Here is a 23,416-nt window from a genome sequence, read left to right as displayed (position 1 = left end):
GGTGACATTCCCGGTGCCTCCTCGGACACCCGGACTACTCCTTTCGACACATCCGGCTCCCACCTTGGGAGGGTTCGCACTGTTCACGGCGCCTCCCGGGTTGTTAAGTGGGGAAGGTCCGGGAGCCGTGCGCGGCGACGAGCGCTCCCCGTTCACGAGGACAGTGAGGGCAGGCCCCATGATCAACTTCAGCGTTCTCGGTTCCCTCGAACTGAGGACCGAGACCGAGGTGCGCGTCCCCGCGGGGACGAAGGTGCGCAAGTTGCTGGCGCTGCTCCTGCTGCGCTCCGGCCAGGTCGTCGGCACCGACACCGTGGCCGAGGAACTGTGGGAGGGCTCGCCTCCCGAAGGGGGCGCGGCCACCCTCCGGACCCACCTGTACCACCTGCGGCGGGTCCTGAACGGGACCGAGGGGATCCGCCGGAGCGGGGTCTCGGTGACCACCGAGCCCACCGGCTACCTCCTGTCCCTGCGGCCCGGCCGGCTGGACTCGGAGGTGTTCGCGCGCTCCGTGGAGGAGGGGCGCCGGCTGATGGAGGCCGGGGCGTTCGCCGAGGCCGCGCCCCTGCTGCGCGAGGCCCTGGGGATGTGGCGCGGGAGGGCGCTGGCCAACATCTCCGTGGGCACGGTACTCGGCCGCCACGTGACCTACCTGAACGAGGTCCGCCGCCACGCGCTGGAGCTGCGGGTGGAGGCGGACATGCACCTGGGCCGCCACCGCCAGCTCGTCCCCGAGCTGCGCTCCCTGATCGCCGCCGACCCGCTCAACGAGTGGTACCACGACCAGCTCATCACGGCGCTGCACCGCTCGGGGCGGCGCGGCGAGGCCCTCGCCGCCTACCACCACCTGCACCGGGTGCTGGACGAGGAGCTGGGGCTGCACCCCTCGGAGGGGACCAGGCGGCTCCAGCACGAGATCCTCATGTCCGACGACCCCCGCGGGAACCGCCGCTTCCGAGCGGTCTCCTGACCCGGCGGAGCCGTCCTCCTCCGGCGCGGGCGGGCCCGGGGTCCCTGCGGACCCCGGGCCCGCTCCCATGAGAACCGCCAAGAGAAAGTGCCGCACATCACAAGCGCGCGACCGACGCCGCGCCGGGCTCCGCGGGCCGCTCCCGCCCGCCCGCAGCCCACGGACCGCGAGGGGGCTTCCGAACTGTGCGAACACCGCCGGAGGCGGCGGGTGGGCGGGTTCACCGCACCATCCCCTGTCGCCCGATTAATACATATTCGCGATTTTTATAGGCATATGTCTGTTAAGCGGGCCCTGTCGTATCATGCAATCGCGCCATGACGGAGCGCCGCACGACCGAAATTCCGTTCGATGTCCCGACCCTCCGTGGCCGGGCGTGCTCCCCGCCCCGAGTCGTTCAGACGGACCTGGTGATCACTGCATAGTTCGGATGGGGGCTTTGTGAACACCGCATCGACCATCGGCAACCCTCACACCGCGGAACCGCACGCGGACGAGCAGAGCAGTACACCGGTGGTACGCCGGATCCTGCACGACTTCCTCTCCCGGGTGGGCGCCGCGGTGGGCGAGCCCGTCTCCGACGCCCGAACCGCCGAAGAACTGCTGCGCCAGGCCGAGGCCGCGCTGCACGACGGCTTCGCCAGCCTGCGGGCGCGCGAGGTGGTCGTCGACACCACCAGCCTCCCGCGCCGGACCATCGCCCACGACCGGGCCGACTGCGGCGAGATCGAACCCGCCGTGGTGCAGCGCGTGACCGGCCTGCTCTTCGAGGTCGGCGCGGAGGCGGTCGCCCGGCTCTACGCCCACCACCCGGAGGCCGCGGCGATGGTCGCCCTGTGGCTGCGGGCCCTGCACGAGAGCGTGGGGCAGCGGGTCACGGCGCTGATCGAGGGCCACGACGGGGGTGTGCACCAGCCGCTGCGCGATCTCCTGGAGACCGACCAGCGCAGGCTGGCCCGCGACGTCCACGACTGGATCGGCAGCGGGCTGAGCATGGTGGACCGCAACCTGGAGCTGTACGAGATGTACCGCGGCCGCGGGGTCTCCGAGGCCGAGGAGCGGCTCCAGATCGCCCGGAAGGGCCTGCGCCTCCTGATGGACGACACCCGCAAGCTCGTGTCCGCGCTGCGCCCCACGAGGTTCGAGGGCGACATCCGCGGCCGGCTGGAGCGGTTCGCGCACCACGCGATCCCCGGAGTCGAGGTGCAGGTGCACGTGCGGGGCGAGCAGGAGAGGGTCCCGGACCACCAGCGGGAGGAGCTGTTCGTCATCATCCGCGAATGCCTGCGCAACATCGACAAGCACGCACGGGCCCGGCTGGCCCGCGTGGACATCGCGGTGTCGGAGCGGGTGGCGCGGATCGGGATCGAGGACGACGGGATCGGGTTCGACGTGGAGGCGGCCAGAGCCGACCGCGACGGCGGCCACGGCCTGTCGTCGGTGGTGGAGCGGGCCCGGAACATGGGCGGCACCGCCCATGTGGACAGCACGCCCGGTCAGGGCACCAGGGTGCGGATCGCCATCCCGCTGCCCGGCATACCGCTCTGAGCGGACCCGGGCGCGGGGCGTCCGGTCAGGCGGACTTCTTACGGCGCTGCGGCTCCACCTGCGCCCGCGGCACGATCGTCGGATTCACGTTGTCGATCACCGTCTCCCGCGAAATGATCACCCGACCCACATCCTCACGAGAGGGCACCTCGTACATCACCGACAACAACACCTCCTCGATGATCGCCCGCAACCCACGCGCACCCGTCCCCCGAATGATCCCCTGCTCAGCGATCGCCTCCAACGCGTCCGGCGTGAACTCCAACCCCACACCGTCCAACTCGAACAACCGCTGATACTGCTTCACCAACGCATTACGCGGCTCCGTCAGAATCCGGATCAACGCCCCACGATCCAGATCGTGCACACTCGTGATCACCGGCAACCGACCGATGAACTCCGGGATCATCCCGAACTTCAACAGATCCTCCGGCATCACCTCACCGAACCCACCCCCGGCGAGCTCCTCCTTCGACCGCAACACCGCATTGAACCCCATCCCCTGCCGCCCCGTACGCGACTCGATGATCTTGTCCAACCCGGCGAAAGCCCCACCACAGATGAACAACACATTCGTCGTATCGATCTGGATGAACTCCTGGTGCGGATGCTTACGACCCCCCTGCGGAGGCACACTCGCCGTCGTCCCCTCCAAGATCTTCAACAACGCCTGCTGCACCCCCTCACCCGACACATCCCGCGTGATCGAGGGATTCTCACTCTTACGAGCGACCTTGTCCACCTCGTCGATGTAGATGATCCCCGTCTCGGCCTTCTTCACGTCGTAATCGGCCGCCTGGATCAACTTCAACAGGATGTTCTCCACATCCTCACCGACATACCCCGCCTCCGTCAGCGCCGTCGCATCGGCGATCGCGAACGGCACGTTCAGAATCCGCGCCAACGTCTGCGCCAGCAACGTCTTACCCGACCCCGTCGGACCCAGCAGCAGAATGTTCGACTTCGCGATCTCCACATCCTCACCACCCGGGCGCTCCCCCTCGGAACGCACCCGCTTGTAGTGGTTGTAGACCGCCACCGACAACGCCTTCTTCGCCTGGTCCTGCCCGATCACATACGAATCCAGGAACTCGTAGATCTCCCGCGGCTTGGGCAACGCATCCCAGGAGTCCTCGGCGGGGAGGACGCCGTCCTCCTCCTCCATGATCTCGTTGCAGAGCCCGACGCACTCATCGCAGATGCAGATGTGGCCGGGTCCGGCGATCAGCCTGCGGACCTCACTCTGGTCCTTGCCGCAGAACGAGCACTTGAGCAGGGGCCCGCCGGCACCGGTGCGTGTCACTGAACGTCTCCTCACGGGCTGGGGCGCCGGCCCCGTCGCAGGGGACGCCTCCGCCCTCCACGCTACCCCGGTTCGGAGACCGCGCAATCCAGCCGGCGCGACCGCGGACTGGGGACGCGCCCACTCCCGGAGAGTCAACCGGGGTTGACTTCGCCGGGGAGTCAACTTAGGTTGACTCATGTCGGCGCGGCCCTTCCCCGGGCCGGACCGGCGCACCCGCGACCCGACCCCGGGAGGACCCTGTGAAGGACACCGCGCCCATCCGCACCGCGCTCGCCCTGGCCGTGCGCGCGAACCTGCCGGTCCTGCTGTGGGGCGCGCCCGGCACCGGCAAGACCGCGTCCGTCCTGGCCCTGGGGCGCGAGCTGGACCTGCCCGTGGAGGTGGTCGTCGGCTCCGTCCGGGAACCCGGGGACTTCTCCGGCCTGCCCGTCGTGCACGAAGGCGGCACCCGGTTCGCCCCGCCCCGCTGGGCCGAGCGTCTGGCCGAGGCCGACGGGGGCCTGCTGTTCCTGGACGAGCTGACCACCGCCCCGCCCGCCGTGCAGGCGGCGATGCTGCGCGTCCTGCTGGAGCGCACCGTGGGAGACCTGGTGCTGCCCGGGGGTGTGCGGATCGTGGCGGCGGCCAACCCGCCGGGGCTGGCCGCCGACGGCTGGGAGCTGTCGGCCCCGCTGGCCAACCGGCTGGTCCACCTGGACCGGGAGGTCTCGGCCGCCGATGTCGCCGCGGGGTTCGCGCACGGGTTCCCCGCCTCCGGCGCCGGGAGCGCGGCCGCCCCCTCCACGGAGCAGGTCGCGGCGGCCCGCTCCGCCGTCGGGGCGTTCCTGCGGGTACGCCCCGAGCTGGTGCTCGCCGTGCCCGACGATCCGGCCCGGGCGGGCCGGGGGTGGCCCAGCCCGCGCAGCTGGGAGGCGGCCGCGGTGGCGCTGGCCGCCGGGCGGGCCAATCCCGGCGCACCGGAGTGCGAGGCGGCGGTGGCGGCCCTGGTGGTGGGCGCCGTGGGCGAGGCGGCCGGGTTCGAGGCGCTCTCCTGGCTGCGCACCCTGGACCTGCCCGCCCCCGAGGAGCTGCTCGCCGACCCCGGACTGCCGCTGCCGGACCGGGCCGACCGGCTGCACGCCCTGCTGGGCGCGCTGGTCGCCCATGTGGCGGCCGACGGCGGCGCCGCGTCCTGGGAACGGGCCTGGGAGGTGGTCGCCCGGGTCTCCCGGACCCTGCCGGACGTGGCGGCGGCCTCCGCACGCGACCTGGCGGCCCGCCGTCCGGCCGGGGCGACCCCGCCCCCGGCGCTGCTGGAGCTGGCACCGGTGCTGCGGGCGGCCGGGCTGATGCCCGGGGGGCCGGCGTGAGCCCCGGGGAGGAGGCACGGGTGGCGGCCGTGTTCTCGGCGGCCCGCCTGTGGGCGGTCTCCCGGGCGCCCTACCTGGCGCACGCCCTGTTCTCTCTCACCCCGGTCGTGCTGGAGCCGCGCCGCGACGAGGCGACCGGCGAACCCGTCCCCGACCCGGACCTCCGCGCCTTCCCGGCCGACCCCGGCTGGCGGGTGCACATCGACCCGGGGACCGCGCTGGCCGTGCCGACGGCGGAGTTCGGGTGGTGGCTGCTGCACGGCGTCGGCCACCTGGTACGCCGCCACGCCGACCGGGCCCCGGCGGGGGCCGCGGACCCCGGCGACCCGGTGGCCCGGCGGTGGAACCTGGCCGCAGACGCCGAGGTCAACGACGATCTGGAGGCGGCCGGTACGGACGCCCCCGCGGGCGTGGTCTCGCCCCGCCTCCTGGGCATGCCCCCGGGGCGGCTGGCCGAGGAGTACCTGTCGGAGATCGAGGTCCTGGAGGAGGCCGGGGGCGGCCGGCCGGTGGCCGACCCGGTGGACTGCGGCCGCTCCGCGGACGGTCTGGGCCGGTCCTACGAGCGGCCCGGAGCCGACGCCCTGTCCGCGGTGGAGCGGGCGGTGCTGGAGGCGGCGCTGGCCCGCGACGTCCTCGCCCGGGCCGCGGCGCGCTCGGACGTGCCCGGCGGCTGGGAGCGCTGGGCGCGGGAGCGGCTGATGCCCGCGGTGGACTGGCGGGCCCGGCTGGGAGCGGTGCTGCGGCGCGGGGTGCGCCCGGGCGCCGGGCGGACGGACTTCACCTACCGCAGGCCCTCGCGCCGCCAGGGCCCGCCGGGGCCGCACGGCCGGGTGCTGCTGCCCGCGACGGCCGCACCGGTCCCCGATGTGGCGGTGGTGGTGGACACCTCCGGCAGCGTCGCCGACGGGGTGCTGCGCCTGCTGCTCGCAGAGGTCGCGGGTGTGCTGGAGCGCGCCTGCGGTCCCCGGCGGCGGCTGCGGGTGGTCTGCTGCGACCGGACCGCCCACCCCGCGCAGACGGTGCGCCGGGCGGAGGAGGTGCACCTGGTCGGCGGGGGCGGTACCGACCTGCGCGAGGGGATCGCCGCGGCGGCGCGGCTGCGCCCCGACCTGGTGCTGGTGCTCACCGACGGACACACTCCGTGGCCGGACGCACCGCCCCGGACACCGGTGGTCATCGGCCTGGTGGCCGGGACCGCGGCGCCGGAGCCGCCCGCGTGGGCGCACGTGGTCCCGCTGCCCGCCGCTCCCCGGGCCCGGGGCCGGGCGGCCGGTGCTCCCGGGCCGCCCGGGGCGGCGCCCCCGTCGGCCGTCCCCGGCCTCCCCCGCCCGAAGCCCGGTCCCGAAGACCCCCGGCCCCGAGGAGCATGACATGGAGACGCTGTTCGACCCCGACGGCCCGGAGCGGCCGGAGGACCTGCACGAGTGGACCGCGCGCGGCTTCGAGGTCGGTGAGGCCCGGCGGTGGATCGGCGCCGGGTTCGCGCTGGCGGCCGCCGAGCGGTGGCGGGCCTCGGGCGTGTACCGGCCGGGACCCGCACTGGCCTGGCGGACCGCCGGGCTGACGCCCCACACCGTGCGACCGCTGCTGCGGGCGGGGATGACCCCGCAGGAGGCGGTGCGCTGGCACGAACTGGGATACACGCACGCGGAGGCCGCCGACCGGCACCTGGCGGGCGAGCGGCCGCGTCCGCGGGGCGTGCTGCACCGCCTGCTGCGCCGGCGCCGGTCCCCGGACGCCGTACCGGAGGACGGGCGCGGGGACGGGATGGGCGCGCTGCTGGCCGCCGGGGTCCCGGCGGCCGCGGCCCGCCCCTTCGCGGACACCGGCTGGTCGGGGCCGGAGGCGGTGCCGTGGGCCCGGGCCGGGATCGACCCGGCGCGGGCGCTGATCCTGTGCACGCTGGGGTTCACCGCCGCCGAGGCGCGGTCCCTGGACACCGACGCGGTGGACCTGCTGCGCGCCTGGTGGGACGCGGGCGTGCCGCGCGGAGAGGTCGCCGCCTGGGCGGTGGCGGGGTTCTCCCCGGCCGAGGCGGTGCGGCTGCGCGGACAGGGGGTGGACGCGGAGCGGGCCCGCGTGCTGCGCGCCCTGGGCGGGGGCGGCTGAGCACGCCTGCGGAGCGGCGCTCCCGGGGCCGGGCCGCGGGCGGCGACGGCGTGTGCCGCACACCGTCCGGTGCTGCGGGCGGTGGTCGCCGCCCGGGCGGGCCGGGGCCCCGAGGCGGGATCCGCCGCGCCGGGGCTTGACCTGGAGTGCGCTCCAGGTCGCAGACTCCTGTTCCAGGGCCCGCGCGGAGTGGGCCGCGAACGGGAGGAACCCATGCGCCAGCGCACCATCGGAAACGACCCCGCGACCCGGCGCGAGGTGAGCGCCCTCGCCCTGGGCACGATGAACATGGGCACGAAGACCGACGAGAAGACGTCCTTCGCGATCCTGGACCGCTACGTCGAGGCCGGCGGTGACTTCCTCGACACCTCCAACAACTACGCCTTCTGGGCGGACGGCGGCCAGGGCGGGCAGAGCGAGGAGCTGATCGGCCGCTGGCGGCGCAGCCGCGGCGTCGGAGACGAGATCTTCGTCGCCACCAAGCTCGGCGCCCGCCCGCTCGCCCCGGGGACGAGCTACACCGACAACGCCGAGGGCCTGTCGGCCCGGACCATCCGGGAGTCCTCCGAGGCCAGCCGCGAGCGCCTGGGCCTGGAGCGGATCGACCTGCTGTACGCGCACATCGAGGACCAGGGGGACGTTCCCCTGGAGGAGACGGTCGAGGGCTTCGCCGACCTGGTGAAGGAGGGTTCGGTGGGGCTGCTGGGGGTGAGCAACCACTCCGTCTGGCGGGTGGAGCGCTCCCGCGCCCTGGCCGCCGCCGCGGGCCTGCCCGGTTACGAGGTACTCCAGTACCAGCACAGCTATCTGCGGCCGCGCACCGACATCGGGGACCCGCTGTGCCGGGACGGCAACATCGGCGGGGCGGGTCCGGACCTGCTGACCTACCTGCGCGCCGAGCCGGGGCTGACCCTGGTGGCCTACACCCCGCTGCTGAGCGGCGCCTACACCCGCACCGACAAGCCGCTGCCCCGCGACTACGACCACCCCGGCAACACCGCCCGCACGGCCGCCCTGGAGAAGGTCGCCGCCGAGACCGGCGCCACCCCCAACCAGGTGGTCCTGGCCTGGCAGATGGGCCACGAACTGCCCATCATCCCGCTGGTGGGCGCCTCCACGGTGGAGCAGCTGGAGGAGAGCCTGGGCGCCCTCGACCTGGAACTCACCGAGGAGCAGCGCGCCCGTCTCGACGCCGCCTCCTGATCACCGCCGTCGGGAGCACCAGCCATATTGCTTGCGGGAAATATTTCCCACAAGTAATATCAGGTGCATGACCGGTGTGCTCGAAGTCGTCGCCGAACCCCACCGCCGCCGCATCCTCGACCTCCTCCTGGAGGGGGAGAAGTCGGCCGGGGAGATCGTCCGCGCCCTGCCGCTGTCCCAGCCCGGCGTCTCCAAGCACCTCAGGGTGCTCAAGGACGCCGGGCTGGTCACCGTCCGGCAGCACGCCCGACAGCGCGTGTACCGGCTGCGTCCGGATCCGCTGCGCGAGATCGACGTGTGGCTCGGCCCGTTCCGGGAGGCCTGGGACGAGCGGCTGGACGCACTCGAAGCGCATCTCGACACCATGGAGGAAGCATGAGCACCGACGAGCGGACCGCCGCCGTGCGCCGCACGGACGGCGGCTGGGAGCTGCGCTTCCGGCGCAGGCTCGCCCACGGCCGGGAGAAGGTCTGGCGGGCGCTCACCGAGTCCGCGCACCTCGCCCACTGGCTGCCCTGCGACATCGTGGGCGAGCGCCGCGCGGGGGCCGCGATCGAGCTGCCCTTCTGGCCGTCGGACACCGGGCCGGACGGGGACGGGGAACCCCCGCTGCACGGCCGGATCCGGGTCTGGGACCCGCCGTCGGTGTTCGAGTGGACGTGGGACGGCGACGTCCTGCGCTGGGAGCTGGAGGAGGCCGACGGCGGGACCCTGCTGACGTTCACCACCCTGACCGTCCCCGACCCGGAGGGGGCGGCGGGCACCGCCGCCGGGTTCCACGTGTGCCTGGAGTACCTGGAGGCGCTCCTGGACACCGGTACCGCCGACCACCTGGCCGAACCCGACCCCGCGCCGCTGCAGGAGCTCTACGGGAAGCTGATCGCCGCCTCCTGAACCCGGCCGGGGGCGGACGTGCGGCGCCCCCGGCGGGCCGCGGGGCGGTTCAGGAGGCGTGCGCGTCCAGGTGGGCGCGCAGGGCCCGGGCGATCTCCCCCGCGGCGGCGACCTGTTCCGGGGTGAGGGCGTCCACGAAGAGTTCGCGGACGGCGGTCAGGTGCGGAACGGTCGCGCCGTGGAAGGCCGCGGACCCCTCCCCCTCCAGGACGATCTCGGCGCCCCGGCTGTCGGCGGCGCAGTCCTCTCGGCGGATCAGCCCGCGCCGCTCCATGCGCTTGATGTGGTGGGAGAGACGGCTGCGCTCCCAGCCGACGGCGTCGGCGAGCTCGGAGGAGCGCAGCCGCTCCCCCTCCGCCTCGGACAGGGCGAGCAGAACCCTGTAGTCGGACGGGGAGAGCCCGGTCTCGTTCTGCAGGCGCGCGGCGAGCTCGGCGCGCAGCGCGTCCGAGGTCTCGGTGAACACCCGCCAGTCGCGCAGCTCCTCCCGGGTGGGCAGGCGCCTGCCCCGCCGGACCGGTGTGTCCTCGCTCATCCGCGGCCTCCTCATTGACATGTCAATCATATGATCGCATAATTGACGCGTCAACCACTATGCGGACGGGGCCGACGCCTCCCCGCCAAGGAGGATCCCCATGTCCGACCTGCTGTTCGGGCTCGACACCTTCGGCGACGTCCCCGAGGGCGAGGGCGGAGAGCTCCTCTCCTACGGCGCGGCCATCCGCCAGGTCGTCGACGAGGCCGTCCTGGCCGACGAGGTCGGCGTCGACGCCGTCGCCCTGGGCGAGCACCACCGCCCCGAGTACGCGATCTCCAGCCCCGAGACCGTGCTGGCCGGGATCGCCGGGCGCACCTCGCGCATCAGGCTCGGGTCGGGCGTGACCGTGCTCAGCTCCGACGACCCGGTACGGGTCTTCCAGCGCTTCGCCACCGTGGACGCGCTGTCCGGCGGACGGGCCGAGGTCATCCTGGGCCGCGGCTCGTTCACCGAGTCCTTTCCGCTGTTCGGCTACGACCTGGCCGACTACGAGGTGCTGTTCGAGGAGAAGATCGACCTCTTCGTCAAGCTGCTCGACGAGAAGCCGGTGACGTGGAGCGGCACGGTGCGCGCGCCGCTGGACAACGCCGACGTGTTCCCCAAGACCGACTCCGGGCGGCTGAACACGTGGGTCGGGGTCGGCGGGTCCCCCCAGTCGGTGATCCGCACCGCGCGCCACGGGCTGCCGCTGATGCTGGCCGTCATCGGCGGGTCCCCGGCCCGGTTCAAGCCGTACACCGAGCTGTACGAGCGGGCCGCCGCGCAGTTCGGCACGGTCGCGCATCCCGTGGGCATGCACTCGCCCGGATTCATCGCCGACACCGACGAACAGGCCAGGGAGATCTTCTACCCCCGGTACAAGGTCATCCGCGACCGGATCGGCGCCCAGCGCGGCTGGCCGCCGCTGCGCCCGGAGGAGTTCGCGTCCGAGATCGCCCACGGGTCGATGTACGTCGGCTCTCCCGAGACCGTGGCACGCAAGGTGGCCGCGTCCGTCCGGACCCTGGGATTGGGCAGGTTCGACCTGATCTACTCCTCCGGGTCGACCCCGGCGAAGGACCGCATGCGCGCGGTCGAACTGTACGGGACCCGGGTCATCCCGATGGTCCGTGACATCCTCGCAGGCCGAGAGGCGGGGAACCCGTGAATGAGGCGGAACGGGGGGACGCGCTCACCCTGGGCGTGCTGGGCGCGGGCAAGATCGGCACGGTGCTGGCCCGGCTGGCGCTGGCGGCCGGGTACCAGGTGCTGGTGGCCGGTTCCGGCGACCCCGCCGAGATCGAACTGACGGTGTCGGTGCTCGCCCCGGGTGCCGAGGCGGTGACCAAGGAGGAGGCCGCGGCCAAGGCCGACGTGGCGGTGCTGGCGCTGCCGCTCGGCAGGTATCGGACGATCCCGGCCGAGGCCCTGGCCGGCCGGACCGTCATCGACGCCATGAACCACTGGTGGGAGGTGGACGGGGTCCGCGAGGACCTGGTGGACCCGCGCACCTCCTCCAGCGAGATCGTCCAGGCCTTCCTGGCGGGGGCCCGGGTGGTCAAGGCCTTCAACCACATGGGCTACCACGACCTGGAGGACGGCGCCCGGCCCGCCGGGTCCCCGGACCGACGGGCGATCGCGGTCGCCGGCGACGATCCGGCCGACCTGGACCTGGTGGCGGGCATCGTGGACGCACTCGGGTTCGACCCGGTGGTGGCGGGCCCGCTGGCCGCGGGGGTGCGCCTGGAGCCGGGCACCCCGCCCTTCGGCGCGAACACGAACGCCGACGGGCTGCGCGCGATGATCGCGCGCTTCCCCGAATCCGAGCGGGGGCGCGCGGTGATCGCCGCGCGCGGGGGCGCCCCGGCCTGAAAGCCGCCGGGCACCGGGCGCGGCCGGGGATCCGGCGGCCCGGGAGCCCGGGCACCGTCAGGAGGCGGGGGCCTCGGGACCGCCCCCCGCCGCCAGGATGCCGCGCGCGAAGTGCTGGAAGCGCTCGTTGTCGACCAGGGCGATGCCCTGCTCGGTGTCCACCAGCACCAGCAGCGTGTCCCCCGGCGACAGCCCCAGCAGGTCACGCGCGTCCTTGGGGATCACGATCTGCCCCTTCTCGCCGACCTTGACCGTACCGACGATGTACCGGCCGTCGGGCCCCTGGATCATGCCCTGCATCCGCGCTCGCCCTCCACTCTTCCCACTGGTACTACTTGTTACACTAGTGCGAAAAGTGAGAATACTCCATAACCGCGGAGGGGCCATGGCACGGACCGGGGAACGGATACGGCGGGGACTCGGCGCCCTCGGCGTCACCGGGCGCGAGGCCGTCGTCGACGGAACACGCCTCTCCTACGGGGAGGGACCCGCCTCCGGCCCGCCCCTGCTGCTGGTCCACGGGCAGGGCAGCCGGTGGCAGGACCACCGCCGGGTACTGCCCGGGCTGGTCCGCGACCACCGCGTGTACGCCGTCGACGTCCCCGGCCACGGCCGCTCCGACCGGCTGCCCGCCGGCGCGTACACCAACGCTCACCTGGCCGACCTGCTCGCCGGGTTCGTCGAGCAGGTCGCCGACGGACCGGTCCTGGTCTCCGGGCACTCCTCCGGGGGGCTGCTCGCCCTCGGCCTGGCCGCCCGGCACCCCGGCCTCGTGCGCGGGCTCCTGCTGGAGGACCCGCCGCTGTTCTCGTCGGTCGCCCCCCGCATCGCCGACACCATCGGCGGCGTGCTGCCCCGGCTCGCCACCGCCTACCTGCGCGACCGGCCGGCCCACGACTTCCAGCGGTACTTCGTCGAGCACGGCGACTACTTCGCGTTCTTCGGCCCGTTGGCCCGGCCGCTCACCCGGTACGCGCTGCGGTGGATCGACCGGCACCCCGGGCGGGCCCTGCGCATCGGCTTCCTGCCCGAACTCGTCAACGTGTACTTCGAGGGCATGGCCGAGTACGACCCGGCCTTCGGAACGGCCTGGGACGACGGGGCCTGGTACCGGGGCTTCGACACCGAGGAGGCGCTGCGGTCCGTCTCCGCCCCCGCCGTGCTCGTCCACACCACCTGGTGGCACGACACCCACGGCACCTCCTACTCCGACGGGGGCGTCCTCATGGCCGCGATGGACACCGGCGACGCCGCCCGCGCCGCGCGGCTGCTCGGCGGCGCCGACACCGTCACCGTCGGATCCGGGCACCTGGTGCACTTCGAACGGCCGAAGGAGTACCTGGCGGCGCTGGCCCGGCTGACCGCGCGCCTGCCCTGAGCGGCCGGCCGCCCGCGAACACACACCCGGGTGGGATCGGTCACGTGAAGCGGGGTGACCGGAGTGCCTTTTGTGGAGTTCCCACAAGGTTCGGCTCCAGCTGTGGGCGATTCGGAATATCGCGTGCCCGTGAGCGATCCAGGAGAGTAGAGGCACAAGCAGGGAAAGGCGACCTCCACACCCCGGAGGTCGCCTTCTGTCGTCAAACAATCGGGGAGGTCGGCCGGTGTTCGGTCGTGTCGCCATCGTCAACCGTGGAGAGGCCGCGATGCGGCTCATCCACGCCGTCCGGGAACTTTCCGCCGAAACGGGGGCCCGGATCGAAACGGTCGCCCTGTACACCGATGCCGACCGCAACGCCACCTTCGTGCGCGAGGCCGACATCGCCTACTCCCTGGGCCCGGCCGCGGCCCGGCCCTACCTCGACCACGCCGTCCTGGAACGCGCCCTGGTCGAGACCCGCGCCGACGCCGCCTGGGTCGGCTGGGGCTTCGTCGCCGAGGACCCCGCCTTCGCCGAGCTGTGCGAGAAGATCGGCGTCACCTTCATCGGCCCCAGCGGGGAGGCGATGCGCCGCCTGGGCGACAAGATCGGCGCCAAGCTGATCGCCGAGGAGGTGGGCGTCCCGGTCGCCCCCTGGAGCCGCGGCGAGGTCGCCACCCTGGAGGACGCGCTGCGCGCGGGCGAGGAGATCGGCTACCCGCTGATGCTCAAGGCCACCGCGGGCGGCGGCGGGCGCGGCATCCGCAAGGTGTCCTCCCCCGAGGAGCTGGCCGAGGCCTACGAGCGCACCGGCCAGGAGGCGCTGCGCGCGTTCGGCTCCGGCGTCGTCTTCCTGGAGCGCCTGGTCACCGGCGCCCGCCACGTCGAGGTCCAGGTCATCGCCGACGGCCAGGGCACCGCCTGGGCCCTGGGCGTGCGCGACTGCTCCGTGCAGCGCCGCAACCAGAAGATCATCGAGGAGTCCTCCTCCCCCGTCCTGTCCCCCGGCCAGGTCGCCGAGCTCAAGGCCTCGGCCGAGCGGCTCGCCGTCGCCGTCGGCTACCGCGGCGCCTGCACCGTCGAGTTCCTCTACCACCCCGGCGAGAAGCTGTTCGCGTTCCTGGAGGTCAACACCCGCCTCCAGGTCGAGCACCCCATCACCGAGGTCACCACCGACACCGACCTGGTCCGGCTCCAGCTGCACGTGGCCTCCGGCGGCCGCCTCGAGGGCGCCCAGCCCCGCGAGGAGGGCCACGCCGTCGAGGCCCGCCTCAACGCCGAGGACCCCGACCGCGACTTCGCCCCCTCCCCCGGCCGCATCACCCACCTGCGCTTCCCCGTGGGCCCCGGCATCCGCGTGGACACCGGCGTGCGCGAGGGCGACGAGATCCCCGCCGACTTCGACTCGATGATCGCCAAGGTCATCGCCTACGGCAGCGACCGCGAGCAGGCGCTGGCCCGGCTGCGCCGCGCGATGGCCGAGACCACCGTCGTCATCGAGGGCGGGGCCACCAACAAGGGCTTCGTTCTCGAACTCCTCGAACAGCCCGAGGTCATCGACGCGACCGCCGACACCGGCTGGATCGACCGCGTGCGCGCCCAGGGCCGCCTGGTCGACCACCGGCACTCCGCGGTCGCCCTGGCCGCCGCGGCCATCGAGGCCTACCTGGACACCGAGGAGGTGAGCCGCCGCCGCCTGCTGTCCACCGCGCACGGCGGCCGCCCGCAGGTGCAGCACGACCCGGGCCGCCCGCTGGAGCTCAAGCTCCGCGGGGTCGGCTACCGGGTGCACGTCGCCCGGACCGGGCCGGACCGCTTCCGCGTCGGCGTCTCCGGCGGCGGCGACGTCCACCCCGCCGACGTCTCGGTGGAGCGCTTCGACCGGTACAGCGGCCGGATCACGGTCAACGGCCGCCGGTACCGGATGGTGTCGGCCGTGCACGGTCCGGTCCACCTGGTGGAGATCGACGGCGTCACCCACCGGATCAGCCTCGACGAGGGCGGCGTGGTCCGCTCCCCCGCCCCCGCGCTGGTGGTCGCCACCCCCCTGGCGGTCGGCGACGAGGTCGAGGCGGGCGCGCCGATCCTGGTGCTGGAGAGCATGAAGATGGAGACGGTGCTGCGCGCGCCGTTCCGCGCCCGCGTCCGCGAGTGCCCGGTGTCCGTGGGCGGCCAGGTGGAGACCGGCGCCCCGCTGATGCGTCTGGAGCCGCTGGCCGACGAGGACGCCGGCGCCGCGCGGGAGACCGCGGCCGCCGTCGAGATCGACCTGCCCGCACCGGCCGCCGCCCCCACCGCCGCCGAACGCGCCGAGCGCGGCCTGCGGGACCTGCGCGCCGCGCTGCTCGGCTACGACTTCGACCGCGCCGGGGTCGAGCGGGTGCTGACGGACTACCTGAAGGCGCGCGCCGAACTGGGCGACCGGCCCTCCGAGGGCGAGCTGGAGCTGGTCTCCCTGTTCGCCGACCTGTCCGAGCTGAGCCGCAACCGGCCCGCCGGGACGTCCGACGCCGAGCAGGACGGCCAGGTGCACAGCCCCCGCGAGCTCTTCCACGGCTACCTGCAGAGCCTGGACGTGGAGCGCGCCGGGGTCCCCGCCGCCTTCCGGACCAGGCTCACGGAGGTCCTGGCCCACTACGGCGTCACCGGCCTGGACCGCACCCCCGAGCTGGAGGACGCGGTCTTCCGGATCTTCCTCACCCAGCAGCGGATGGGCACCCACGTGGAGGCCGTGTCCCGACTGCTGCGCGCCTGGCTGTCCGGGGCCGTGCCCGCCCGGTCCCTCACCGAGCGCGCCGGGCTCACCCTGGAGCACCTGGTGGCCGCCACCCAGGTCCGCTTCCCCGCCGTGTCCGACCTGGCCCGCGGCACCGTGTTCCGCTGGTTCACCCAGCCCCTGCTGCGGCGCAACCGAGCCAGGGTGTACGCGGCGGTCCGCGACGACCTGCGCTACCTGGACCGCAACCCCGACGCCCCGGACCGCGCCGAGCGCATCCAGGCCATGGTGGCCGGGTCCGAGCCGCTGGTCCGGCTCATCGGGCAGCGGATCGGGCGGCCCGGCCGCGACCACGCGCCGCTGCTGGAGGTGCTGACCCGCCGCTACTACGGCAACCGCGGCCTGTCCGCGGTCTCCGTCGGGGAGAGCGCGGGCTGCCGGACGGTCACCGCCGACCACGCCGACCCCCGGGGCACCACCCGGCTGTTCACCACCGCGGTGGACATCTCCGCGCTGCCCGCCGCACTGGACGCCGTCGCCGCGGCCGCGGACGGGGCGCCCGAGCGGGGCCTGGCCGCCGACCTCTACATCGGCTGGGAGGACCAGCCCGACGTGGACGCGATGGCGGTGCGCCTGGGCGAGCTGCTCGCCGCCCAGGAGTTCCCGGCGTCCGTGCGCCGCATCACCACCACCGTGGCCGGCGCGGGCGGCAGCGTGATGCACCACCACTTCACGTTCCGCCCCTCCGGGGACGGCCTGGCCGAGGACCGGCTCATCCGCGGCCTGCACCCGCAGCTGGCCCGGCGGCTCCAGCTGCAGCGGCTCCAGGAGTTCGACCTCACCCGGCTGCCCTCCGCCGACGAGGAGATCTATCTGTTCAAGGCCGCGGCCCGCAGCAACCCGGCCGACGAGCGGCTCATCGCGATGAGCCAGGTCCGCGACCTCACCCCGCTGCGCGACTCCGAGGGCCGACTCATCGCGCTGCCCGCCGTGGAGGACACCCTCAGCGGCTGCCTGGAGGCGATCCGCAACGTCCAGGCGCAGCGGCCGCAGAACAAGCGGTTCGACACCAACCGCATCCTCATGTACGTCTGGCCGTCGACCGAGCTCGACCTGGAGGAGCTCGACACCCTCGTGCAGCGCATCCTGCCCACCACCGAGGGCGCCGGACTGGAGGAGGTCCAGTTCGTGGCCCGCCAGCGCAACGCCGAGGGCGAGCTGACCGAGGTCGCCGTGCGGATCACCCTCGACCCCGCCCGGGGTCCGCAGGTGCACATCGACCGCCCCTCGACGGAGCCGGTACCGGTCCTGGACGACTACCGCCAGAAGGTGCTGCGCGCGGCCCGCCGCGGGACCGTCTACCCCTACGAGCTGACCGGCATGCTCGCCGGGCCCGAGGGGTCCTTCGTCGAGCACGACCTCGACGGGAACGGGGCCCTGGTGCCGGTGGACCGCCCCAGGGGCGGCAACACCGCGGCGATCGTGGCGGGCGTCGTCACCACGCCCACCGCACTGCACCCGCAGGGCGTCACGCGGGTGGTGCTGTTCGGCGACCCGACCAAGGCCCTGGGCGCCCTGTCCGAGCCCGAGTGCTCGCGGGTGATCGCCGCCCTGGACCTGGCCGAGCGGATGGGGGTGCCGCTGGAGTGGTTCGCCCTGTCGGCGGGCGCCCGGATCTCGATGTCCTCCGGCACCGAGAACATGGACTGGGTGGCGGCCGCGCTCCGGCGCATCGTCGAGTTCACCCAGGCCGGGGGCGAGATCAACATCGTGGTCGCGGGTATCAACGTCGGCGCCCAGCCGTACTGGAACGCCGAGGCGACGATGCTCATGCACACCAAGGGCATCCTGGTGATGACGCCGGACTCGGCGATGGTGCTGACGGGCAAGCAGTCGCTGGACTTCTCCGGCGGCGTGTCCGCCGAGGACAACTTCGGCATCGGCGGCCACGACCGGGTCATGGGCCCCAACGGCCAGGCCCAGTACTGGGCGCCCGACCTGGCCGGCGCCCGCGACGTGCTGATGGCGCACTACGACCACACCTACGTCGCCGCGGGCGAGGACGCGCCGCGCCGGGCGCGGACGAACGACCCCGTCGACCGCGACGTGTCCTCCTACCCGCACCGGGTCGAGGGCAGCGACTTCGGCACCGTCGGGGAGATCTTCTCCACCGAGCACAACCCGGACCGCAAGAAGCCCTTCGACATCCGCACGGTGATGCGCGCCCTGTCCGACCTGGACCACCCGGCGCTGGAGCGCTGGGCGGGCATGGCCGACGCCGACACGGCGGTGGTCCAGGACGTGCACCTGGGCGGCCACCCGGTCTGCCTGGTGGGCATCGAGTCGCGGTCGGTGCCGCGGCGCGGCTTCCCGCCCGCGGACGGCCCGGACACCTACACCGCGGGCACGCTGTTCCCGAAGTCGTCCAAGAAGGTCGCCCGGGCGATCAACGCGGCGTCGGGGAACCGGCCTCTGGTGGTGCTGGCGAACCTCTCCGGGTTCGACGGCTCCCCGGAGTCGATGCGCGCCCTCCAGCTGGAGTACGGCGCGGAGATCGGCCGGGCGATCGTCAACTTCGACGGCCCCATCGTGTTCTGCGTGATCTCCCGCTACCACGGCGGCGCGTTCGTGGTGTTCTCCAAGGCCCTGAACCCGAACATGACGGTGCTGGCCCTGGAGGGGTCGTTCGCGTCGGTGCTCGGCGGCGCCCCGGCGGCGGCCGTGGTGTTCTCCGGCGAGGTGGACAACCGCACCGCGCGCGACCCGCGCGTGGTGGAGCTGCAGAACCGGGTGGCCGAGACCAGCGGTGCCGAGCGGGCCGAGCTCAACACCCGCCTGGCCGAGGTCCGGTCCTCGGTGCGGGCCGAGAAGCTCGGCGAGGTCGCCGCGGAGTTCGACCGGGTGCACAGCATCCAGCGCGCGGTCGAGGTGGGCTCGGTGGACGCGATCATCGGCGCCGCGGAGCTGCGGCCGCGGATCATCGAGGCCATCGAGCACGGCCTCGAGCGCTGACCGGCGCCCGAGAGGGACCCGGAGGGGCCCGGCGGATCTCCGCCGGGCCCCTTTCGCGCACCCGGAGGCCCAGACGGGGGCCGGGTCCGCGCGGCACCGGATCGGCGTCGCGCCGGGGTCCCCCGGAGGCGGGGTTCCCGGAGGGGCCACAATACGGTGCGGGTGCCGGGAACGGACCGCACCCGCACGCGGGAGGAGTCGTCGGGGTGTACGTGGGGAAGTTCGGGCCGGAGGGGGCCCCGACCGTGCTGCTGCTGCACGGCGGGGGTGTCGCCGGGTGGATGTGGGAACCGCTGCGGGTACGGCTCGGGGACGGGCTGCGGCTGGTCGTCCCCGACCTCCCCGGACACGACCGCAGTGCCGACGAACCGTACCGTTCGCACGAACGGACCGTGCGGGAGCTGGCCGGCGTCCTCGCGCAGGAGCGGTCGGACGGCCCCGCGGCGGTGGTCGGCTTCTCCCTCGGCGCCCAGCTCGCGGTGCTCCTGGCCGCGCACCGGCCCGACCTCGTCGACCGGGCCGTGGTGGTGAGCGCGCAGGCAGTGCCCACGCCGTTCCCCTCGTTCACGGTCGGCCTGGTCGGCGCGACCTCGGGGCTCGCGCGCCGCAGGTGGTTCGCCCGGCTCCAGGCCCGGGAGCTGTTCGTCCCCGAGGCCCTGATGGAGGACTACCTCCGCACCTCGGCGACGATCTCCCGGCCGACCCTGACGGCTGTCGTCGGCGAGAACATCCGCTTCACCGTGCCCGGAGGCTGGCCTCGCTTCCCCGGCCGGGCCCTCGTGCTCGCGGGCGCCCGGGAGCGAGGGCTCATGCGGGACTCCGCCCGCGCCCTCCACGAGGCGCTCCCCGGCAGCGGTCTCGCCGTCGTCGGGGAGTGCGGGCACGGCATCCCCCTGCAACGGCCGGAATGGCTCGCGGAGCGGCTGCGGGAGTGGCTGTAGCCGCGCACACCTCCGCCCCGGGCGGCACGGGTTCCGGGCGGCACGGAACGGGAGCGCGCGGTCGGCGCCGGTCACCGTGGACGTCCGGGCCGTGACCGCGCGGGCGGCCGCCGGTGGGCCCGCGGTCACTCCGCCACATTTTCCGCCTTACCGTCCTTGACGCGCCCCCGGCGCCACGAAAGCCTCTGAGCGACAGCCGATTCGGGTGAGCGACGGCGGCCGCGCCGTCCACCCGGGCGCCTCCCCCACGTCCCCCGTCCCCCACCCCCGTCGCCGAGCACGTCGACCTCCCCCGGTGTGAGTGCCGTCCCGTGGTCCCGCGGCCGATCCGATCGAACCCGTCCGCCCCCGCCCGAACGGCGGTGGCGCCACTTGCCGTGGACGCAGGGCCATCCGCCCGCTCCGCGCCGAGCGAGAAGGACGCGATGGGACACAGGACATGGAACGGGTCGCGGCGCGCACGCCGCACCGGGCTCGCCGTCGGGGCCGCCGCCGCGCTGCTGCTTCCGACGGCGGTGCCCGCGGCCGCCGGGTCCGGGGCGGCGACACTGGAACTCGACGAGCCGTCGGTGGTGGAGGTCTTCCTGGACGACCGGGACGAGCTCGACCGCCTCGTGGAACTGGGCGGCGACATCGCCCGGCTGGACGCGGCGGACGGGCACGGGTTCGTCGCCCAGGCCGTGGTCGGCCCCTTCGACCTGGAGGCGTACAACGAGGCCGGGTTCACCTTCGGCGAGGTGCTCTACACCGCGTCCGACGCCGAGGACCGCATCGAGGAGCGCGAGGAGACCATCGCCCGGCTCCAGGCCGAGAACGGACCCCACGACACGGCCAGGGCGCTGTCGGCCACCGACGGGCTCGAGGTCCTGCGGGCGGACTACTTCGAGGGCCGCAACGGCGCCTACCTGTCCGTGGAGGTCCGCTCCGACTTCGGACAGGCCGAGAACTTCCAGCTGACCGTGGAACGCGACGCCGGGCCCGGCACGGAGTTCGGCGACGGCGGCACCCAGACCCTGAACCGCTTCGTCGACGTCGGGGTGTACATGTACCACCGCGGCCAGGCCCCGGTGGAGGAGAGGCCCGAGCGCATCCGGGTGACCGGCCCGCACGGCGGCAGCGCCGTCGCGGAGGTCACCGAGTGGCTGCCGGACCCCGGCGGACCCGGGGACCCGCTTCCCTACACCGACTTCCTCAACGCCTACATGACCCCGGCCGAGCTCTACGACCGGATCCACCAGATCGCCGAGGAGTACCCGGACATCGCGGAGGTCATCGAGCTCCCCCACACCACCAACGGCTACCGACGCCACGCCCAGGCGATCCTCGGCGTGGGCGTCGACGGGCGGGACGCGGCCCGCGGCGTGGTCGTGGAGACGCTCGCCTACGGCCACGAGGGCGGCAACGACATCGTCGTGGACCTGGTCGACCCCGCGGCGCCCGACTCGGAGCTGTCGGCCGGGGTGGCGGGCGACGTGATCACCGTCAGCCTGGCCACCGACGGCGACGGTGCGATCACCACGACCGCGGCGCAGGTCGTGGCGGCGGTCAACGCCGAGGCCGGCCACCTGGTCCGCGCCTTCACCTTCCGGGGCAACGCCGGGGACGGGGTGGTGCGGGCCGAGAGGGTCGGGGCCGACGACTTCCTCAACGCGCCCGACGACGTGTCCCGCGAACCGGCTCCGGTCTACGCCCTGCGCATCGGCGCCACCCGGGACGGCTCCAAGACCGGTGTGCTGGGGTACGCCCAGGAGCACGCCCGCGAGTGGCAGACGCCGCTGGTGACCATCGAGACCGCCGAACGCCTGGTGCGCAACTACGGCATCCACGACACCACCACCGAGCTGGTGGACGAGCTGGACATCTTCCTGATGCCCTCGTTCAACCCCGACGGAGCGAACTACTCCTTCTACGACGTCCCGCTGCACCGCAAGAACATGACCAACTACTGCGGCACCGACGGCGCCCGCGACCAGTGGGCCGTGGCCCAGGGGGCGCAGTGGGGCGTGGACAACAACCGCAACTACGGCGCTTACACCCTCTGGGACGGCTACTCCGGGGCCTCCTTCAGCTGCACCGGCGGCACCTTCGCCGGACCCGAGGAGCTGGGCCCTCTCTCACAGCCGGAGAACCGGAACCTGGTGTGGCTGGTCGACACCCACGACAACATCGACTTCTCCATGAACATCCACTCCTCGGGCGACTACTTCATGTGGTCCCCGGGCGCCTACATCGCCGACGGGCGCGTCTCCACCCCCCGCCCGACGGCGATGCAGGAGGCCTACTTCTGGGAGTCGTCGGCGAGCATCCTGGGCGCGATCAAGGAGCACCGCGGCACCGTGGTGACCCCGGCCCGCACGGGTCCGATCATCGACGTGCTGTACTCCGCGGCGGGCAACTCCGGTGACCACCTCTGGTACGAGAACGGGATCTTCGCCTGGAACTTCGAGCTGGGCCAGGCGGGGTTCCAGCCGCCGTGGGAGGAGGCCCACGCCCAGGGCATGGAGTACGCCAACGGCCTGTACGACATGCTGGAGGTGGCCCTGGCCCACCAGAACGACCGGTACCGGCCGCGCTCGGGCGTCTCTCCGCGCCCCGGCGGGCACTCCGGCCCGGTGGAGGTCGCCTTCGAGACCAGCGAACCCGCGGAGATCTACTACACCCTCGACGGCAGCCGTCCGGACTTCGACTCCCCCAGGCTGGAGCTGACCGGGGTGCGCGGGGGCCTGGAGACCCTGCGGATCGAGGAGACGACCACCGTCCACTGGTTCGCGGTCGACGTCGCGGGCAACGTCGAGGGGGGCTACGACCCCGAAGGCAGGGCCCGGAACCACCGCAGGGGCACCTGGGTCATCAGGCCCTGACCCCCGGCGGGGCACCGGGCGGCCCGGCGGGACCCCCGTCCCGGCCGGGCCGCTCCGCACCGGGGCGCGGCGGCCCGGAGAAGTCGGCCTCCGTCATCCCGGCGGGGTGGCCGGGCGGCCACCGCACCAGCTCGACGCGGTGGCCGTCCGGGTCGGTGACCCAGGCCGTCCACATGCCCGGGCCGAGCTCCGCCGGGGGATCCGCCGCGATCCCCCGCGCGGCGAGGACGGCGACCAGCGCGTCGAGGTCGTCCACCTGGACGACGAGGTGGTCGACGGCGCCGGTGTCCCGGACCGGCCGAGCGGGGTCGTGGACGAGTTCGAGGCTGACGAACGGGTCGTCGGGCAGCCGGAGCATGGTCAGGCTCCCGAGCTCCGTCTCGGGGACGCGGCCGACCTCGAGGTAGCCGAGTGCCGTGTAGAAGGCGAGCGAGCGGTCCAGGTCGGTGACCCGCAGCCCCAGGTGCAGCATCCTCATACCCGGCACGGTAGGCGCCCCCGGGCCCGGACACCACCCCCGCGCCGGGGCGCGGGCGCACCGGCGAAGACCCGGGGGCGGCCCGCCCCTGGAATTCCGGCAGGGCCGGCACCCGGGCGGGAGTGCGGCGGCGCGGCCGAACGCAGAGCCTCTCCGGCGGCCTCGGCCCGCCGCCCGGCATGGCCGCCCCGGACCCGGGAGGACCGCGGACCACCGCGTGGCGACGGCCGCCGGGCCCCGGTCACGGTGCTCCGGGCGTCGGGACACGACCGGACGT

Annotated in this window: 18 protein-coding genes; 14 read left to right on the top strand and 4 right to left on the bottom strand. The window is 73.9% G+C overall.

Features of this window, described 5'->3' with window-relative positions:
• Window positions 1–178: 178 nt before the first annotated feature.
• Both ACSUPR_RS25980 and ACSUPR_RS25975 read left to right on the top strand, forming a co-directional pair.
• On the top strand, window positions 179–970 hold the full coding sequence (locus ACSUPR_RS25980) for an AfsR/SARP family transcriptional regulator (RefSeq protein ID WP_436887332.1): 792 nt from the start codon (window positions 179–181) through the stop codon (window positions 968–970).
• A gap of 441 nt (window positions 971–1,411) precedes the next feature.
• The gene (locus tag ACSUPR_RS25975) at window positions 1,412–2,518 is read left to right on the top strand and encodes a sensor histidine kinase (protein WP_436887331.1); all 1,107 of its coding nucleotides are present in this window, start codon (window positions 1,412–1,414) and stop codon (window positions 2,516–2,518) included.
• Between the two features lie 25 nt (window positions 2,519–2,543).
• Here the strand turns inward: ACSUPR_RS25975 and clpX are convergent, their stop codons facing one another.
• Window positions 2,544–3,821, bottom strand: coding sequence for an ATP-dependent Clp protease ATP-binding subunit ClpX (clpX, locus tag ACSUPR_RS25970; protein WP_436887330.1), 1,278 nt, complete (start codon window positions 3,819–3,821; stop codon window positions 2,544–2,546).
• Window positions 3,822–4,063: 242 nt separating this feature from the next.
• Between clpX and ACSUPR_RS25965 the strand changes: the two genes are divergently transcribed.
• The 6 genes from ACSUPR_RS25965 (at window position 4,064) to ACSUPR_RS25940 (ending at window position 9,382) form a co-directional block, all read left to right on the top strand.
• Window positions 4,064–5,173, top strand: a complete 1,110-nt coding sequence (locus ACSUPR_RS25965; protein WP_436887329.1) for an ATP-binding protein — start codon at window positions 4,064–4,066, stop codon at window positions 5,171–5,173.
• Window positions 5,170–6,546, top strand: a complete 1,377-nt coding sequence (locus ACSUPR_RS25960) for a vWA domain-containing protein (protein ID WP_436887328.1) — start codon at window positions 5,170–5,172, stop codon at window positions 6,544–6,546. Before ACSUPR_RS25965 ends, ACSUPR_RS25960 begins: the two co-directional genes overlap by 4 nt.
• 1 nt (window position 6,547) lies before the next feature.
• On the top strand, window positions 6,548–7,285 hold the full coding sequence (locus tag ACSUPR_RS25955) for a hypothetical protein (protein WP_436887327.1): 738 nt from the start codon (window positions 6,548–6,550) through the stop codon (window positions 7,283–7,285).
• Between the two features lie 213 nt (window positions 7,286–7,498).
• Window positions 7,499–8,488 carry an aldo/keto reductase gene (locus tag ACSUPR_RS25950; protein WP_436887326.1) on the top strand — a complete coding sequence of 330 codons (990 nt, stop codon included), beginning with the start codon at window positions 7,499–7,501 and terminating at the stop codon, window positions 8,486–8,488.
• Between the two features lie 67 nt (window positions 8,489–8,555).
• The gene (locus ACSUPR_RS25945; RefSeq protein ID WP_436887325.1) at window positions 8,556–8,867 is read left to right on the top strand and encodes an ArsR/SmtB family transcription factor; all 312 of its coding nucleotides are present in this window, start codon (window positions 8,556–8,558) and stop codon (window positions 8,865–8,867) included.
• Window positions 8,864–9,382: an SRPBCC domain-containing protein gene (locus tag ACSUPR_RS25940; RefSeq protein WP_436887324.1), complete on the top strand. Its 519-nt coding sequence runs from the start codon at window positions 8,864–8,866 to the stop codon at window positions 9,380–9,382. The genes ACSUPR_RS25945 and ACSUPR_RS25940 overlap by 4 nt, the downstream gene beginning before the upstream one ends.
• Window positions 9,383–9,431: 49 nt before the next feature.
• Here ACSUPR_RS25940 and ACSUPR_RS25935 read toward each other — a convergent pair whose 3' ends face one another.
• Window positions 9,432–9,917 (bottom strand): MarR family winged helix-turn-helix transcriptional regulator, encoded by a 486-nt coding sequence (locus tag ACSUPR_RS25935; RefSeq protein ID WP_436887323.1) that lies wholly within the window; start codon window positions 9,915–9,917, stop codon window positions 9,432–9,434.
• A gap of 100 nt (window positions 9,918–10,017) precedes the next feature.
• Between ACSUPR_RS25935 and ACSUPR_RS25930 the strand changes: the two genes are divergently transcribed.
• A complete protein-coding gene (locus ACSUPR_RS25930) occupies window positions 10,018–11,067 on the top strand; it encodes an LLM class flavin-dependent oxidoreductase (protein WP_436887322.1) in 1,050 nt (349 codons plus the stop codon).
• Window positions 11,064–11,771 (top strand): NADPH-dependent F420 reductase, encoded by a 708-nt coding sequence (locus ACSUPR_RS25925; RefSeq protein WP_436887321.1) that lies wholly within the window; start codon window positions 11,064–11,066, stop codon window positions 11,769–11,771. Before ACSUPR_RS25930 ends, ACSUPR_RS25925 begins: the two co-directional genes overlap by 4 nt.
• A 57-nt stretch (window positions 11,772–11,828) precedes the next feature.
• On the opposite strand, the gene ACSUPR_RS25920 is transcribed toward ACSUPR_RS25925, so the two are convergent.
• Window positions 11,829–12,071, bottom strand: a complete 243-nt coding sequence (locus ACSUPR_RS25920) for an AbrB/MazE/SpoVT family DNA-binding domain-containing protein (RefSeq protein ID WP_436887320.1) — start codon at window positions 12,069–12,071, stop codon at window positions 11,829–11,831.
• A gap of 85 nt (window positions 12,072–12,156) precedes the next feature.
• On the opposite strand from ACSUPR_RS25920, the gene ACSUPR_RS25915 reads away from it, so the two are divergent.
• The 4 genes from ACSUPR_RS25915 to ACSUPR_RS25900 all read left to right on the top strand — a co-directional run bounded on the left by ACSUPR_RS25915 (window position 12,157) and on the right by ACSUPR_RS25900 (window position 22,661).
• Entirely contained in the window at window positions 12,157–13,149 is a 993-nt protein-coding gene (locus ACSUPR_RS25915; RefSeq protein WP_436887319.1) for an alpha/beta fold hydrolase, read from the top strand.
• Window positions 13,150–13,375: 226 nt separating this feature from the next.
• Entirely contained in the window at window positions 13,376–18,859 is a 5,484-nt protein-coding gene (locus ACSUPR_RS25910; RefSeq protein WP_436887318.1) for a carboxyl transferase domain-containing protein, read from the top strand.
• A gap of 206 nt (window positions 18,860–19,065) precedes the next feature.
• Window positions 19,066–19,800, top strand: coding sequence for an alpha/beta fold hydrolase (locus ACSUPR_RS25905; RefSeq protein WP_436887317.1), 735 nt, complete (start codon window positions 19,066–19,068; stop codon window positions 19,798–19,800).
• A 425-nt stretch (window positions 19,801–20,225) separates the two neighbouring features.
• Window positions 20,226–22,661 (top strand): M14 family metallopeptidase, encoded by a 2,436-nt coding sequence (locus tag ACSUPR_RS25900; protein WP_436887316.1) that lies wholly within the window; start codon window positions 20,226–20,228, stop codon window positions 22,659–22,661.
• On the opposite strand, the gene ACSUPR_RS25895 is transcribed toward ACSUPR_RS25900, so the two are convergent.
• Complete coding sequence (locus tag ACSUPR_RS25895; RefSeq protein ID WP_436887315.1) at window positions 22,651–23,139, bottom strand: VOC family protein; 489 nt, start codon at window positions 23,137–23,139, stop codon at window positions 22,651–22,653. The two genes, ACSUPR_RS25900 and ACSUPR_RS25895, sit on opposite strands and share 11 nt — an antisense overlap.
• Window positions 23,140–23,416: the final 277 nt, after the last annotated feature.

The sequence above is a fragment of the Nocardiopsis dassonvillei genome, from assembly GCF_964273065.1.
GTDB lineage: Bacteria > Actinomycetota > Actinomycetes > Streptosporangiales > Streptosporangiaceae > Nocardiopsis > Nocardiopsis dassonvillei_B.
The sequence above is the reverse complement of the archived record's forward strand: the minus strand, read 5'-3'. Positions and strand labels throughout refer to the sequence as shown.

Coding starts and splice junctions, on each gene's coding strand:
- ACSUPR_RS25895 (WP_436887315.1), bottom strand. CDS start 23,139: ATGAGGATGCTGCACCTGGGGCTGCGGGTCACCGACCTGGACCGCTCG.
- ACSUPR_RS25900 (WP_436887316.1), top strand. CDS start 20,226: ATGGGACACAGGACATGGAACGGGTCGCGGCGCGCACGCCGCACCGGG.
- ACSUPR_RS25935 (WP_436887323.1), bottom strand. CDS start 9,917: ATGAGCGAGGACACACCGGTCCGGCGGGGCAGGCGCCTGCCCACCCGG.
- ACSUPR_RS25940 (WP_436887324.1), top strand. CDS start 8,864: ATGAGCACCGACGAGCGGACCGCCGCCGTGCGCCGCACGGACGGCGGC.
- ACSUPR_RS25955 (WP_436887327.1), top strand. CDS start 6,548: ATGGAGACGCTGTTCGACCCCGACGGCCCGGAGCGGCCGGAGGACCTG.
- ACSUPR_RS25945 (WP_436887325.1), top strand. CDS start 8,556: ATGACCGGTGTGCTCGAAGTCGTCGCCGAACCCCACCGCCGCCGCATC.
- ACSUPR_RS25920 (WP_436887320.1), bottom strand. CDS start 12,071: ATGCAGGGCATGATCCAGGGGCCCGACGGCCGGTACATCGTCGGTACG.
- ACSUPR_RS25915 (WP_436887319.1), top strand. CDS start 12,157: ATGGCACGGACCGGGGAACGGATACGGCGGGGACTCGGCGCCCTCGGC.
- ACSUPR_RS25950 (WP_436887326.1), top strand. CDS start 7,499: ATGCGCCAGCGCACCATCGGAAACGACCCCGCGACCCGGCGCGAGGTG.
- ACSUPR_RS25980 (WP_436887332.1), top strand. CDS start 179: ATGATCAACTTCAGCGTTCTCGGTTCCCTCGAACTGAGGACCGAGACC.
- ACSUPR_RS25930 (WP_436887322.1), top strand. CDS start 10,018: ATGTCCGACCTGCTGTTCGGGCTCGACACCTTCGGCGACGTCCCCGAG.